This window comes from Burkholderia sp. BKH01, assembly GCF_025685725.1.
Classification (GTDB): Bacteria; Pseudomonadota; Gammaproteobacteria; order Burkholderiales; family Burkholderiaceae; genus Burkholderia; species Burkholderia pyrrocinia_C.
Genome location: NZ_JAOTQT010000025.1, coordinates 68281 through 81792 on the forward strand (window position 1 = coordinate 68281; position 13512 = coordinate 81792).

At 67.0% G+C, this 13512-nt stretch carries 13 protein-coding genes and 3 pseudogenes; 5 read left to right on the top strand and 11 right to left on the bottom strand.

Annotated features, from left to right (window positions below; all coding sequences use genetic code 11):
- Positions 1–43 precede the first annotated feature (43 nt).
- Positions 44–322: pseudogene (locus OEJ37_RS27880) on the bottom strand (AAA family ATPase); the annotation flags it as partial.
- Between OEJ37_RS27880 and OEJ37_RS27885 the strand changes: the two are divergent.
- The 4 genes from OEJ37_RS27885 (at position 311) to OEJ37_RS27900 (ending at position 5532) form a co-directional block, all read left to right on the top strand.
- Positions 311–1849, top strand: coding sequence for a sodium:solute symporter (locus tag OEJ37_RS27885; protein ID WP_263347580.1), 1539 nt, complete (start codon positions 311–313; stop codon positions 1847–1849). The pseudogene OEJ37_RS27880 and the gene OEJ37_RS27885 sit on opposite strands and share 12 nt — an antisense overlap.
- A 33-nt stretch (positions 1850–1882) precedes the next feature.
- Complete coding sequence (speB, locus tag OEJ37_RS27890; RefSeq protein ID WP_263347583.1) at positions 1883–2839, top strand: agmatinase; 957 nt, start codon at positions 1883–1885, stop codon at positions 2837–2839.
- 75 nt (positions 2840–2914) lie between these two features.
- On the top strand, positions 2915–3829 hold the full coding sequence (locus tag OEJ37_RS27895) for a LysR family transcriptional regulator (RefSeq protein WP_174418934.1): 915 nt from the start codon (positions 2915–2917) through the stop codon (positions 3827–3829).
- 239 nt (positions 3830–4068) lie between these two features.
- The gene (locus OEJ37_RS27900) at positions 4069–5532 is read left to right on the top strand and encodes an MFS transporter (protein WP_174418935.1); all 1464 of its coding nucleotides are present in this window, start codon (positions 4069–4071) and stop codon (positions 5530–5532) included.
- Between the two features lie 65 nt (positions 5533–5597).
- Here OEJ37_RS27900 and OEJ37_RS27905 read toward each other — a convergent pair.
- The 9 genes and pseudogenes from OEJ37_RS27905 to OEJ37_RS27945 form a co-directional block, all read right to left on the bottom strand.
- Positions 5598–5807 (bottom strand): annotated as a pseudogene (locus OEJ37_RS27905) (hypothetical protein); the annotation flags it as partial.
- A gap of 21 nt (positions 5808–5828) precedes the next feature.
- Positions 5829–6125: a 4Fe-4S dicluster domain-containing protein gene (locus OEJ37_RS27910; RefSeq protein WP_263347585.1), complete on the bottom strand. Its 297-nt coding sequence runs from the start codon at positions 6123–6125 to the stop codon at positions 5829–5831.
- Between the two features lie 2 nt (positions 6126–6127).
- Positions 6128–6436, bottom strand: a complete 309-nt coding sequence (locus OEJ37_RS27915) for a hypothetical protein (protein WP_175920492.1) — start codon at positions 6434–6436, stop codon at positions 6128–6130.
- Between the two features lie 12 nt (positions 6437–6448).
- Positions 6449–7033, bottom strand: a complete 585-nt coding sequence (locus OEJ37_RS27920; RefSeq protein WP_175944456.1) for an RNA polymerase sigma factor — start codon at positions 7031–7033, stop codon at positions 6449–6451.
- A 469-nt stretch (positions 7034–7502) separates the two neighbouring features.
- The gene (locus OEJ37_RS27925; RefSeq protein WP_047900702.1) at positions 7503–8396 is read right to left on the bottom strand and encodes a LysR family transcriptional regulator; all 894 of its coding nucleotides are present in this window, start codon (positions 8394–8396) and stop codon (positions 7503–7505) included.
- Between the two features lie 59 nt (positions 8397–8455).
- A pseudogene (locus tag OEJ37_RS27930) lies at positions 8456–9022 on the bottom strand (alpha/beta hydrolase); the annotation flags it as partial.
- A gap of 90 nt (positions 9023–9112) precedes the next feature.
- A complete protein-coding gene (locus tag OEJ37_RS27935) occupies positions 9113–9496 on the bottom strand; it encodes a VOC family protein (RefSeq protein WP_263347591.1) in 384 nt (127 codons plus the stop codon).
- Between the two features lie 23 nt (positions 9497–9519).
- Positions 9520–10482 (bottom strand): hydroxymethylglutaryl-CoA lyase, encoded by a 963-nt coding sequence (locus OEJ37_RS27940; RefSeq protein WP_263347594.1) that lies wholly within the window; start codon positions 10480–10482, stop codon positions 9520–9522.
- Positions 10483–10511: 29 nt separating this feature from the next.
- On the bottom strand, positions 10512–11702 hold the full coding sequence (locus OEJ37_RS27945) for a CaiB/BaiF CoA transferase family protein (RefSeq protein WP_263347597.1): 1191 nt from the start codon (positions 11700–11702) through the stop codon (positions 10512–10514).
- A gap of 269 nt (positions 11703–11971) precedes the next feature.
- On the opposite strand from OEJ37_RS27945, the gene OEJ37_RS27950 reads away from it, so the two are divergent.
- A complete protein-coding gene (locus tag OEJ37_RS27950; protein WP_174418941.1) occupies positions 11972–12937 on the top strand; it encodes a D-2-hydroxyacid dehydrogenase in 966 nt (321 codons plus the stop codon).
- Positions 12938–13229: 292 nt separating this feature from the next.
- Here OEJ37_RS27950 and OEJ37_RS27955 read toward each other — a convergent pair whose 3' ends face one another.
- Positions 13230–13442, bottom strand: a complete 213-nt coding sequence (locus tag OEJ37_RS27955; protein ID WP_006497261.1) for a hypothetical protein — start codon at positions 13440–13442, stop codon at positions 13230–13232.
- Positions 13443–13512 lie beyond the last annotated feature (70 nt).

Genomic DNA, 13512 nt, shown 5'->3' on the forward strand with positions numbered 1-13512 from the left:
TCGTGACATCCGGCGTACCGGCGCGAGCAACGGCGCTGTCGTTTCAGACTTCGTACCGCACCGCATGCGCCTCGGTCGGCAGCGGCAGATCCCAGCGCAGCAGCATCGCCTCGAGCGCACGATTCGTCAGTGACGTGTCGTGCCGCGCGTTGCGGCACAACAGTTCCGCGCGCGGCTGTTCGAGGTAGACGAGCGTCACGTCGGCGCCGTACGCAACCAGCAGGTCGAGCGTCTTCTTGCGCATCAGCGGCGACAGGTGCGTCGCGTTCCACACGAACGGCCGCCGGTCGCGCAGCAGCGCTTTCGCGGCATGGCAACCATGCTGCGCCGCCGCACACTTTATCGCGCGCGAAATTTGAGTTGTCGAATCGGGAATTCCTTATTGGCACCCGACGCTTCAGACTCCGCGAAAGCAGTCCAGGTGGGCTGCCAGAACGACAACAAGCAAACGGAGATCCCCATCATGCTGCTCGATTATCTGGTCATGCTGGTCTATGCGCTGACGATGCTCGCGCTCGGCTGGTACGGCATGCGCAAGGCGCGCAACCGGAACGATTTCCTGGTCGCCGGCCGGCGCCTCGGCCCCGGGCTGTATCTCGGCACGATGGCCGCCGTGGTGCTCGGCGGCGCATCGACCATCGGCACGGTCAAGCTCGGTTACCAGTACGGGTTGTCGGGGCTGTGGCTGGTCTTCATGCTCGGCCTGGGGATCATCGTTCTGAGCCTCGTGTTTTCGCGGCAGATCGCCCGGCTGAACGTCTTTACCGTCACCCAGGTGCTGGAACAGCGCTATCAGGCGTCGTCGCGGTTGATCGGCGGCATCGTGATGGTTGCGTACGACCTGATGGTGGCCGTTACCGCCACCATCGCGATCGGTTCGGTCACCGAGGTGGTATTCGGCGTCCCGCGCATCGCGGCGATACTGTGCGGCGGCGGCATCGTGATCGTCTATTCGGTGATCGGCGGCATGTGGTCGCTGACCCTCACCGACATCATCCAGTTCGTCATCAAGACTATCGGGATCTTTTTCGTGCTGCTGCCGCTGTCGATTCACGATGCGGGCGGCCTCGCGCGGATGCAGGCCGTGCTGCCGGCGGGCTTCTTCGATCTCGGGCACATCGGCCTGGAAACCATCGTCACCTACTTCCTGCTGTATTTCTTCGGCGCGCTGATCGGCCAGGACATCTGGCAGCGCGTGTTCACCGCGCGCAGCGAGACGGTCGTGCGTTACGCGGGCCTTGGCGCGGGGATCTACTGCATGCTCTACGGCGTGGCTTGCGCATTGATCGGCGCGGCCGCACGCGTGCTGATACCGGATCTCGCGGTGCCCGAAAACGCGTACGCCGAAGTGACGCGCCAGGTCTTGTCGACGGGCTTGCGCGGCCTCGTGGTGGCCGCGGCGCTGTCGGCCATCATGTCGACGGCGTCCGGCTGCCTGCTGGCGGCCGCCACCGTGCTTCAGGAGGACGTCTATGCGCGGTTCATGCGCGCCGGCGGCGCCGGCACCCTGCGCGAGAGCCGCCTGTTCACGCTGATGATGGGCGTGGCGATGCTTGTCCTCGCGTGCATGGTCAACGATGTCATCGCCGCGTTGAGCATCGCGTACAACCTGCTCGTCGGCGGCCTGCTGGTGCCGATCTTCGGCGCGCTGCTGTGGCGCCGCGCGACCGCCCGCGGCGCGATCGCCTGCATCGTCGCGGGCAGCGTCGTGGTGGTGTTCTTCATGGTGCTCGACGGTGTGCTCGCGACCACGCCGATCGTCTACGGGCTGGCGGCCAGCCTCGTGACCTTCGTCGCGGTCAGTTTCGCCGGGCGGCCGGCGGCGGCCCTCGAACCCCAATCGGACTGAACGGCCCTCTTCCTCCAAGCCAGGAGACGACTCATGCCCCACGACTCCCCGCAACCCCTCGACGCGGCCGAGATACCGCGCTTCGCCGGTATTCCCACGTTCATGCGCCTGCCGGTTTTCGACGATCCGGCGCAGGTGAGGATCGCGCTGGTCGGCGTGCCCTGGGACGGCGGCACCACCAATCGCGCCGGCGCACGCCACGGCCCGCGCGAAGTGCGCAACCAGTCGAGCCTGATGCGCCGGGTGCATCACGTGAGCCGCATCGCGCCGTACGACCTCGCGCGCGTCGGCGATCTCGGCGACGCGCCGACCAATCCGATCGACCTGCTCGATTCGCTCGCACGGATCGAACGCTTCTATCGGCGCATTCATGCGGCCGGCGCGGTGCCGCTGTCGGTTGGCGGCGACCATCTGGTGACGCTGCCGATCTTCCGCGCGCTCGCCGCCGACCGGCCGATCGGCATGGTTCATTTCGACGCCCATTCGGACACCAACGATCGCTACTTCGGCGACAACCCGTACACGCACGGCACGCCGTTTCGCCGCGCGATCGAGGAAGGTCTGCTGGATCCGGCGCGCACGGTCCAGATCGGCATCCGCGGCTCGGTCTACTCGGCCGACGACGAAGCGTTCGCGCGGGAATGCGGGATCCGGGTCATCTCGATGGAGGAATTCGTCGAGTTGGGCGTCGCGGCCACGATCGCCGAGGCGCGCCGCGTGGCGGGCAGCGGGCCGACCTACGTCAGCTTCGACGTCGACGTGCTCGATCCGGCCTTCGCGCCCGGCACGGGCACGCCCGAAATCGGCGGCATGACGACCCTCGACGCCCAGCATCTGGTGCGCGGGCTGCAGGGCCTGGATCTCGTCGGCGCGGACGTCGTGGAGGTGTCGCCGCCGTTCGATGCGGGCGGCGCCACCGCGCTGGTGGGCGCGACCATGATGTTCGAGTTGCTGTGCCTCCTCGCCGATGCGGTCGCCGCGAGGGGCTGAAACAGGCCCGGGGGATCGCGCGGCAACGCCGGACGGGCTATAAACGAGGCTCGTCCGACAGCAGCGAGGATCTCCATGCTTGGCAATCTTTCCAACGTTGACCTGCGCCTGTTTCGCACCTTCTGCGCGATCGTCGAGGCAGGCGGCTTTACCGCTGCCCAGGTGCGCCTGAACACGAGCCTGTCGCGCCTGAGCGTGCTGGTGCGCGATCTGGAAATGCGGCTGGGCTATTCGCTGTGTCGGCGCGGCAGCAGCGGCTTCCAGCTCACCGACGAAGGACAGGAACTGTACGAGGCCGCGCAGGGCCTGTTCGGCGACATCGAGCGGTTTCGCGAGCAGGTCAGCGGCCTCGGCGGCCGCGATCGGGAGACGCTCCAGATCGGCTGTGTCGACGGTGTGATCGGCCAGCCGTGCGCGCCGCTGCCGCTCGCGATCCGGCTGTTCCGCGAGCGCGTTCCCGGCGTGCGCGTGAACCTGCATACGCAGCGTCCGGACGAGCTCGAACACGCCGTTCTCGAGGAGCGCCTGCAACTGGCGGTCGGCGCATTTCATCATCGCCTGTCCGGGCTGCGATACCGGTTCCTGTTTCGCGAGGAACAGAATCTCTACTGCGCGCGCGAACATCCGTTCTTCGCGCGCCGCGACCCCGAACCCGAACTGGACGAAATCTGCGCCGCCGACTATGTCGGGCGCGGCTACATGGCCGAGAGCCAACGGCCGCACGGCCTCGTCTTCGGTCACGGCACGAGCGCCTACAGCATGGAGGCCATCGCGACCCTCGTGTTCAGCGGCACCTTCGTCGGCTACCTGCCGACCCACTACGCCGCTGCCTGGGCGGCCGAGGGACGCCTGCGCGCGATTCGTCCTGCACAGCTCGCCTATTTGTCGGCGTTTCATTGCGTCACGCGCCAGGGCGCCGAGCCGAGCGGAACGCTCGATGCGTTTCTCGCCGCGCTGGACGATGCGCAGTCGGCGCTCGGCGGCGCGTGATCGCCGCGCGCCGGGCCGCACGGCGCGCCAGCCTTTCTGTCCGGGAAAGGACGCTTGAAGCTTCCTCAATTATCGCGAGCGGGAAAATCGCCGACTATGTGCCGGACGATGGGCGCAGCCCGCGCATCCGGCCCTTCGCGGGCCCGAGCGGCGGCTGCCGCCCAATCGTGCGGCCGGCCTCCCGCCGGCCGCGGATGGCCCGGCCACGCGCCGCGGCATACCGATAATCAGGAGACACGATGAACAGCCAATCCCTCGATCTGGGCGGCACCGCGGGCGAGCCCGCCTCCGCCCGGCCGCCGGCCGCGCCCGCCGGCGTCGGCGCCGATGCAGCGGCCTTCCCCGCCCGCCGCGTCACGCTCGGCGATTTCATGGACGACTTGCCGGTCGGTGCCTTGCACCGGTTCGTCGTCTGGGTGATCGGCGTCGGGCTGTTCTTCGACATGTACGAGATCTTCCTCGTCAGCACGATCGGTTCCGCGTTGCAGAACGAATACGGGTTGAGCCGGCAGAGCACCGACTTCAAGCTGCTGCTGGCATCGGCGTTCATCGGGATGTTCGTCGGCGCGATGTGTCTCGGCAGCCTCGCCGATCGTATCGGCCGGCGCAAGGCGTTCCTGCTGACGCTGGTGTGGTACAGCGTGTTCTCGCTGGTCGGCGCGTTTTCGGTGAATGCCGACATGCTGGTCGCGTGCCGGTTCCTGACGGGCATCGGCGTCGGCGCGATCTATCCGGTCGCCGACAGCTTCCTGTCCGAAATCCTGCCGAAGGAAAAGCGCGGGCGGCTCGCCGCGTGGGCCTATACGACTTCCTATGTCGCGGTGCCGCTGGTCGGCTTTCTCGCACTGTGGCTGAATCCGCTGCATGTGGCCGGCGTGGCCGGCTGGCGCATCATCCTCGCGATCGGCAGCCTCGGCGCCGTCTATGTGCTGTTCGTCCAGCACCGGTTGCCGGAGAGCCCGCGCTGGCTGCTCGCGCAAGGCCGCACCGCCGACGCGCACGCGGCGCTGCGGCGCTTCGCGGAGGGCACCGGTGTGCGCGTGCCCGAGCAATTCGCGGAACCGGCCGAGCCGCAGCGGCCGCTCGGGCTCGGCGAGCGCATCGCGCTGCTGCGCCGCGAACCCTACGGCGCGCGCTACGTGATGCTCGCGATCTTTCACCTGTTGCAGGGCTTCGGTTACTACGGTTTCGGCACGCTGGCCGGCACGGTCGTGAAGAGCCGCGGTTTCGACGTGACGGACAGCACGCTGTTCATCGCGCTGTCGTTCGTCGGTTATCCGATCGGCTCGCTGCTGTCGATTCCGCTGCTCAACTGGATCGAGCGCCGCACGCTCGTGATCGTGTCGATCCTGTCGATCGCGGTATTCGGGCTCTGCTTCGCGTATTCGGGCAATATCGTGCTGATCGTCGGCTTCGGGTTGCTGACGACCTGCGCGTCGAACGTGTTCAGCAACGCGTATCACGTGTACCAGGCCGAGATCTTTCCGGCGCGCGTGCGCTCGACGGCGATCGGCAGTACGTACGCGCTGTCGCGCATCGTCAGCGGCGCGCTGCCGTTCGTGCTGCTGCCGGTGCTCGTCAGCTACGGGGCGGGCGCGATGTTCGGCGTGATCTCGATCGCGCTCGGTATCGTCGCGGTCACGCTACGCGTGCTCGGGCCGCTGACCACGCGGCGCAGCCAGGATGAGATCAATCCGGTTTGAGCGTGTGCCAGCCGATGGCGGGCGCAGTCCGACGCGAGATGCGTGTCGATCGATGGCTGCGTCCTTCAGTCCGAGCCTGCGCGGCAAGGACCCGTCGACGACATTCCCGCTTGAGAAACGACGACCGTGAATTCGATCCCCGATTCAAAATCCAGTGTCATGGTCGAGAACCGCGGATCGTCATCGAGGTAGTGCTTGTACGGTCGAACGGCGTCCTCGGCCGTGTACATGTTGTCGGCGAGGACGATCGATCCCGGGCGTAGCAGGCGCTCGATCGCGGTGCTACACGGGGACTGCTAAGCCGCTCGGGCGAGCGTGATGGCGCGCTCGGGGCACGCCGTCACACACTGTCCGCATGAACGGCAGGCATCCGCGTTCGGCGTGTAGGCGACTTTCATTCCATGCACGCGCAGCTTCAAGCGATGCATCAGATCAAGGCCGACGTAATCGGCCTTGTCGATGCGCCGGATCTCGAACACGTTCTCGGGGCATACCGCGACGCAATCCCCTTTGCCTTCGCAACGCTTCAGATCGACGACCGGCGCTATCACGCCCGGTTTCTGTTTGCAGTCGCCCGTTGATGTTTCGCGCACGTTCACTCTCCCGTGGGCCGGTTGCCGCCGGCTTGCCACGCGGTCCGGAAATGCTCGCGTTCCTCGGGTGTCATGGATTCCCACTTGCGCCAGTGGCGCCGGCCGCGCCAGCCGTGGTGTCCGCGGAATCCGCCGAACAGGATGCGGCTCAACACGAGCAGGCCCAGCGCATGGGCGAAGTCGATCGTACGGGCGCCGACGAACAGCGCCGGGATCACCCAGTTCCATAACATCATGACGACCCATCCGAGCACGCCTATGGCGATCACGACGAACAGCGCCTTGCCCGCACATCTGATTCGAAAATTCATCTGTCGACTCCTCTAGGTATTGTCCAATTCGTCATAAATGCGCTGCAGTCGGGCACGCAGATGCAAGACCGCATAACGTTTGCGAGCGAGCAGCGTATTGAGCGCGACACCGCTTTGCGCGGCCATCTCCTTGAAGGACCGGCCGTCCAGTTCGTGCGCGACGAATACCTCGCGCTGATTCGCCGGCAATTCGTCGAGCGCATCCTGCAAGGCCTTGAGCACCAGTGTGCGAACGTAGAGCGCTTCGGGGCCGGCATCGTGTGCCGGTAGCGCAAGGTCCAGGCGATACTCGCTGTTCGCTTCGTCCTCGGCCTCGAACAGGTCCGTCAGCGGCTGCTCCTTCTTCTTGCGAAAGCGGTCGACGATACGGTTGCGCGCGGCACGGAAAAGCCACGCGCTCACCTGTTCAATTGGCGCGGGAAGCCGGTAAGCCTGAACGAATTCGTGAAACACGTCCTGCAGAATGTCTTCGGCATCGTCCGGATCGCGTATCCGACGCCGGATAAAGCTCACGAGTCTCGTTCGCTCACGCGTCACTATCGCGGTGATGTCGCGGTCTGGGTCGGTCATCGTGCGTGAAGTGGGTGGCGATTCCATGTGCCTGAAGACGTTTCAGGCGCGCGAATATTGTGTCGAGTGCGAAAAATGACTGCCGAACGCGTCGGCTTCACGGGGAGATGTCGATCACGCCGCCAAGCCAGGGGAATACCCGTTTGTCCGGCCCGGAGGTCATCGCCGACACGGCCGGGAACGGTGTAAAGATAGTGCAAGGAACGAACCCGCGACGACAAGGCGGGAAATGCGCTTCGCGGCAGCGAAACGTGCGTGCGGCGGGCGCATGCCCCGGCATCGGCCTTCCCGGGGCGAGATGGGGAAGCGCGTGCCGTGCTCGCGATTGTCGGCTGCCGCCGAACCGTACGACGCGACGGTAGTTCGCGGTCGTCTGCCGGTCGGTCTGGCGCGGATGCGTCGAATCGGCGTCCTGCAGCGGTGGGCTGAACGCGCACCGATGATCGCACTTCCTCGAAGCCGCACCGCGCCAACGTCTACCGCTTGCGGGCTGGCCTCAACGCGCCGACATGAAATCGAACAGCTTCGCGATGTCGGTCGTCAGCACGGTGCCGGCCTTCACGCCGACCCACAGCGTGCGCGTCGCCCACGCGTCGTCGAGCTTCACGACACCAAGCCGCGCGGCGCGCTCGCCGGTCACCGCATCGCGCGGCAGCACGCCGATGCCGAGCCCGGCCTCGATCATCCGGCTCACGCCGTCGAAATTCGATACCTGGATCCGCACTTTCAGCGAGCGCTCGGCCGCGAACGCGGCGTCGGTCATGCGCGCGAGCAGCGAACTGCCGTCGCTCAAGCCGACGTAATCCTCGTCGAGCGTTTCCGCGAAACGGATGCTGTCTCGTGCGGCGAAGCGATGCGCGCGCGGCACGAGCAGCACGAGCTCGTCGCGCCGGTACAGCCGCCGTTCGATGCCGGGTGCCGGCACGTTGTCCGCGAACACGCCGAGATCGGCCTTGCCGGACCCTAGCGCATCGACGATCTCGTGGCTCAGCCGCTCCTCGAGACTCACCTTGATGCCCGGGTTGTCGGTGAGGAACGCGGCGAGATCGGCGGGCAGGAACTGGACGATCGCGGACGTATTGGTCCACACGTGGATATGGCCGCGCACGCCGGCGACGTAGTCGCTCATCTCGTGCGCCATCCGGTTGACCTGCTCGATCACCTTCGCCGCATGGTCGAGCAGCGCGCGACCCGCGGGCGTCAGCTCGACGCCGCGCGCATGCCGCACGAACAGTGCGCTGCCGGTCACGCTTTCGAGTTCGGCGATGCGCTTGCTGACCGCGGACAGCGTGAGCTGGCCGTGTTCGGCTGCCTTCGTCAGGCTGCCGTGTTCGGCGACGAGCGCGAACACGCGCAGCGACTGCAGATCGAAATGAAGCGGGTTCACCATGTCGTGGGTCCTGGGAAGGCCGTGCGGCGCGCGCCATCATCGCGGCGGCCTGACGCCGATCATACGCCCGGCCGTGCGCGTGCGATATCGCGCGGCTGGCGCGGCGCGATCGCCTGCAACGCGGCGAGCATCGCGCCGTCCGGCTTCGCGAGATCGTCGAGCACCGCGAAGTGCTGCATGCCGGGCAGCCAGGTGCGCGCGACCCGTTCGCCGGCCGCTTCGCACGCCGACGCGTATTCATGCGCTTTCCGGATGAGTTCGGGCAGTTCGGCGTCGCCGACCGCGACGACCGTCGGCGCACCCGGCCCGATATGCCGCAGCGGGCTGCATGCATCGACCTCTTGCGCGGCGAGCTGCAGCTTGTCGTTCAGGCAGCACAGCGAGATCGGTTCGAGATCGACGAGCGGGCTGATCGCGAGTGCCGACACGACGCCGCGATGCTCGCGAAGGACGGCCGTCAGATGGCCGCCCGCCGAATGCCAGCTCAGATGGATCGGCCGGTTCGCGGTACCGACGCCGTCGGGTTCGGTGACGAGGAAATCGAGCAGCGCGCCGATCTCGCCGACGATGTCGGTCATCGTCGCGATCGGCGCGGGCGTGTATTCGGCGAGCACGACGCCAAAACCGTGCCCGCGTCGTGCCGGTGCTCGCGCGACCGAACGGATCGATGCGCGGAAGCAGCGCGTCCGGTCGCGCGGCAGGCCGGCCGCCGCCGGTCAGATCAACTCGGAGATCTCGATCAGGTTCAGGTCGGGGTCACGCACGTAGACCGAGCGGATCTTCTGCGTCGCACCCGTGCGTTCGACCGGCCCTTCGACGATCGGCCATTCGACGCGCTTCAGGTGCGCGATCACGTCGTCGAGCGGTACCGCCGCGATGAAGCACAGGTCGAGCGCGCCGGGCACCGGCACATGCGCTTTCGGTTCGAACTCCGCGCCGCGCACGTGCAGGTTGATCTTCTGGTAGCCGAAGCGGAACGCAAGCCGGCCGGCGCCGAAGGTTTCGAGCTGCATCTGCAGCACCTCGGTGTAGAAATGCTTCGTCCGGTCGGGATCGACGCAGGTCAGCACGAGATGGTCGAGGTGATCGATCAGTGCCATGGAATTCGCTCCTGTGTTCCTGTTCATGAGAATGCGCGCTGCGCGGGCATGTCGCCGGCGTCGGCGCGCGGTGGCGGATGAAGATCCGAGCGGCGCCCGGCCTTCAGGATCTGGCTCGGCACGTCATGCCCGATCAGCGCGGGCAACCGTGCCGACGCAGCGAGGACGGCCGCGAGGTCGATGCCCGTATCGTAACCGTCGAGTTCGAGCATGTGCACGAGTTCCTCGGTGCACACGTTGCCGGTCGCGCCCGGCGCATACGGGCAGCCGCCGAGCCCGCCGAGCGACGCGTCGAAGCGGTCGATGCCCGCGTCGAGCGCCGCGAGCGTATTCGCGAGCGCCATCCCACGCGTGTTGTGAAAATGCAGCGTGAGCTGCAGCGCGCCGAAGCGCTCGCGTGCACGCTCGGACAAATCGCGCACTTGCGACGGAAACGCCATGCCCGTCGTGTCGCACAACGTGAAGCCGTGCACGCCGAGATCCGCGAAGCGCTGCATCCACGCGAGCACCGTTTCGGCCGGTACGTCGCCTTCCATCGGGCAGCCCATCGCGGTCGACAGCGACACGTTGATCGCGACACCCGAGCCGCGCACCGCGTCGATCACGTCGCGCAGCTGCGCGAACGACTGCTCGCGCGTCATCCGCAGGTTCGTGCGGTTGTGGCTCTCGCTCATCGACATCACGAGGTTCACTTCGTCGACGCCGCACGACAGCGCGCGCTCGGCGCCGCGCACGTTCGGCACGAGCACCGTATAGACGACGCCCGGCGCGCGCTCGATGCCGTGCATCACGGCCTCCGCGTCGCGCAATGCGGGGATCGCCTTCGGCGACGTGAACGACGTGACTTCGATCTTCGCGTAGCCGCATGCGCTCAATGAATCGACGAGCGCGATCTTGGCGTCGGTGTCGACGAACGCCGCTTCGTTCTGGAAACCGTCGCGCGTCGCGACTTCGTGGATGTAGAGTCGTTTGCGCAGCTTGCTCATGATGTCTCTCCCTGTCTCCTGTTGCCGGTTCAGATCACGCCGCGCGCGCGCCAGTCGCCGCGCGTTGCCGCATCGATGCCGATCGATTCGAGCACCGCATCGGTATCCGCGCCGAGTGCGGGCGCCGGGCGCTCGATCCGCCCTGGCGTCGCGCCGAGTTTCGGCACGATGCCCGGCACCTGCACGGGCGTGCCGTCGGGCAGCGCGGCGTCGACGATCATGTCGCGCGCGCGGTAATGCGGATCGGCCGCGATGTCCGCGACGTCGTAGATGCGCCCGGACGGGATGCGTGCGTCGTTCAGCGCGGCCAGCACGTCGTCGAGATCGTGGCGTGCGCTCCACTCGCCGATCGCCGCGTCGATGCGCTCGACCTGCGCGACGCGGCCGTCGTTGTGCGCGAGCGCGGGATCGTTGCCGAGATCGGGCCGGCCGATCAGCTCCATCAGGCGCCGGAAGATGCTGTCGCCGTTGCCGGCGATCAGCGCGTACCTGCCGTCGCGGCAGCGGTATGCGTTGGTCGGCGCGATGCCGGGCAGGCTGCTGCCGGCCGCCTCGCGCACCGCGCCGAACGCCGAGTATTCGGGCAGCAGGCTTTCCATCATGTTGAACACCGATTCGTACAGCGCGACGTCGACGACCTGCCCGTTGCCGCCCTGCTGCTCGCGATGCCGCAATGCGAGCAGCACGCCGATCACGCCATGCAGCGCCGACAGCGAATCGCCGAGCGAGATGCCGACGCGCACCGGCGTGCGGCCGGGTTCGCCGGTCAGGTGCCGCAGGCCGCCCATCGCCTCGGCGATCACGCCGAAGCCGGGACGGTCGCGGTACGGGCCCGTTTGCCCGAAGCCCGACACGCGCAGCATCACGAGCCCCGGATTGATCGCGGACAGCGCGTCCCAGCCGAGCCCCCAGCCCTCGAGCGTGCCGGGCCGGAAGTTCTCGATCAGCACGTCGGTCTCGGCGACGAGGCGGCGCACGACGTCCTGCCCTTCGGGCGTGCGCAGGTCGAGCGTGAGCGAGGTCTTGTTGCGCGACTGCGCGGCCCACCAGACCGATGTGCCTTCGTGCAGCAGCCGCCATTTGCGCAGCGGGTCGCCGAGGCCGGGCGGTTCGACCTTGATCACGTCCGCGCCGAATTCGGCAAGCATCCGGCCCGCGAACGGCCCGGCGATCAGTTGGCCGAGTTCCAGCACGCGGATGCCGTCGAGGGGTCGCGTCATGGCTGTCTCCGATGAAATCGTGTTGTCGATGACGGCGATCATGACGGCGTTCGCGCACCGCGAAAATCGATCGATGCTCAACCAGCCTTTCCAAAACGGAAAGGCGCACGTCGGTGCGATCGCTACGGTCGTTCCCGAGCGGAATGCGTCAGCCTTTCCATCCGGGAAAGCGCGCTCGCGCAACGGTCAAACGACGCCGTGCGCGCCGCCGGCAGAATCGAAGCCGTTCCGCGCCCGCCGGGCGCCTGTCCCTGTCAGCGAGACCCGCCATGTTTTCTGTTTCCTCTCCCGCGAAGATCGTGTTTCTCGATCGCGCGACGCTGTCGCCGCAAACCGTACTGAAGCCATTCCCGTTCCCGCACGTGTTGCAGACGTTCGACCGGACGAGCGCGCACGAAATCGCGCCGCGCATTGCCGACGCCGACATCGTCGTGACCAACAAGGTGCGGCTCGACGCTTCGGCGCTCGCCGCCGCGCGCCGTCTGCGGATGATCGCGATCGCTGCGACCGGTACCGACATCGTCGATCTCGGCGCGTGCGCATCACACGGGATCGTCGTGAGCAACATTCGCGGCTATGCAGTCCGCACGGTGCCCGAGCATACGTTCGCGCTGATCTTCGCGCTGCGCCGCAGTCTCGTGGCTTACCGCGACGCGGTGCGCGCCGGACGCTGGCTCGACAGCGGGCAGTTCTGCTTTTTCGACCATCCGATCCGCGACCTGGCCGGCTCGACGCTCGGGATCGTCGGCGACGGCGTGCTCGGGCGCGCGGTGGCCGGCATCGCGCGTGCGCTCGACATGCGCGTGCTGTTCGCGGCGCACGGCGATGCCGCAGGCGACGACTACGCGCCGCTCGACACGCTGCTGCGCGACAGCGACGTGATCACGCTGCACTGCCCGCTCACGCCGGCGACGCGGCACCTGATCGACGCGGCCGCGTTCGCGCGGATGGCGCGCCGGCCGCTGCTGATCAATACCGCACGCGGCGGGCTCGTGGACGAAAGCGCGCTGGTCGATGCGTTGCAGTCGGGGCAGATCGCGGGCGCCGGGTTCGACGTGGTAACGCAGGAACCGCTGCCGGCCGCGCATCCGTTCCACGCGATCCTGTCGCATCCGGCGTTCATCCTGACGCCGCACGTCGCGTGGGCAAGCGACGAGGCGATGCAGGCGCTCGCCGATCAGCTCGTCGACAACGTCGCCGCGTTTGCCGGCGGCGAGCCGCGGCATGTGGTGTGATTCGTGCCGCCGCGGCAGATCGATTCACGCGCGCAAACGGAACGGCCCCGCTCGATTGCTCGAAGCGGGGCCGACTGAATCCGGGGGCTGCTTACGCCAGCGACTCGGCACGTGACGGGTTCGTGCATCCGCGCTATCGTGCGGCCGGTTTCTGAACGCCTGATGCGCACTACTTCAAGGAATTCGAACCGCCAACGCTGTAGGGCCAGTCTGAAACCGAACGGGACGAATCATGAAAAACGTCCGTTTCGGCTGCCGCGCACCGCTCGGCGCGCCGACCCCGACGCAAATTTCAGTAAGCGGACATCTCGACGCAAGGATCGACCTTGGACGGCGAGCAGATGACCGAATACTTGGCGCTCTCGCGCATCAGCGCTTCGCCTTCGTGCAGCGCGATCTTGATCTCGGGGTGACGCTCGTACGCGAGGAATGCCGAGCACACGACCGCGGACATCACGACGAGGGAAAACACAAATTTTTCAAGGGTTTGGAAACGTTCTGGCATGGTTCGACCTTTCTCTCAGCCTGTGATTATACCTTGAGATAAGGGTTTTCCCTATGCAACCGGACGCATG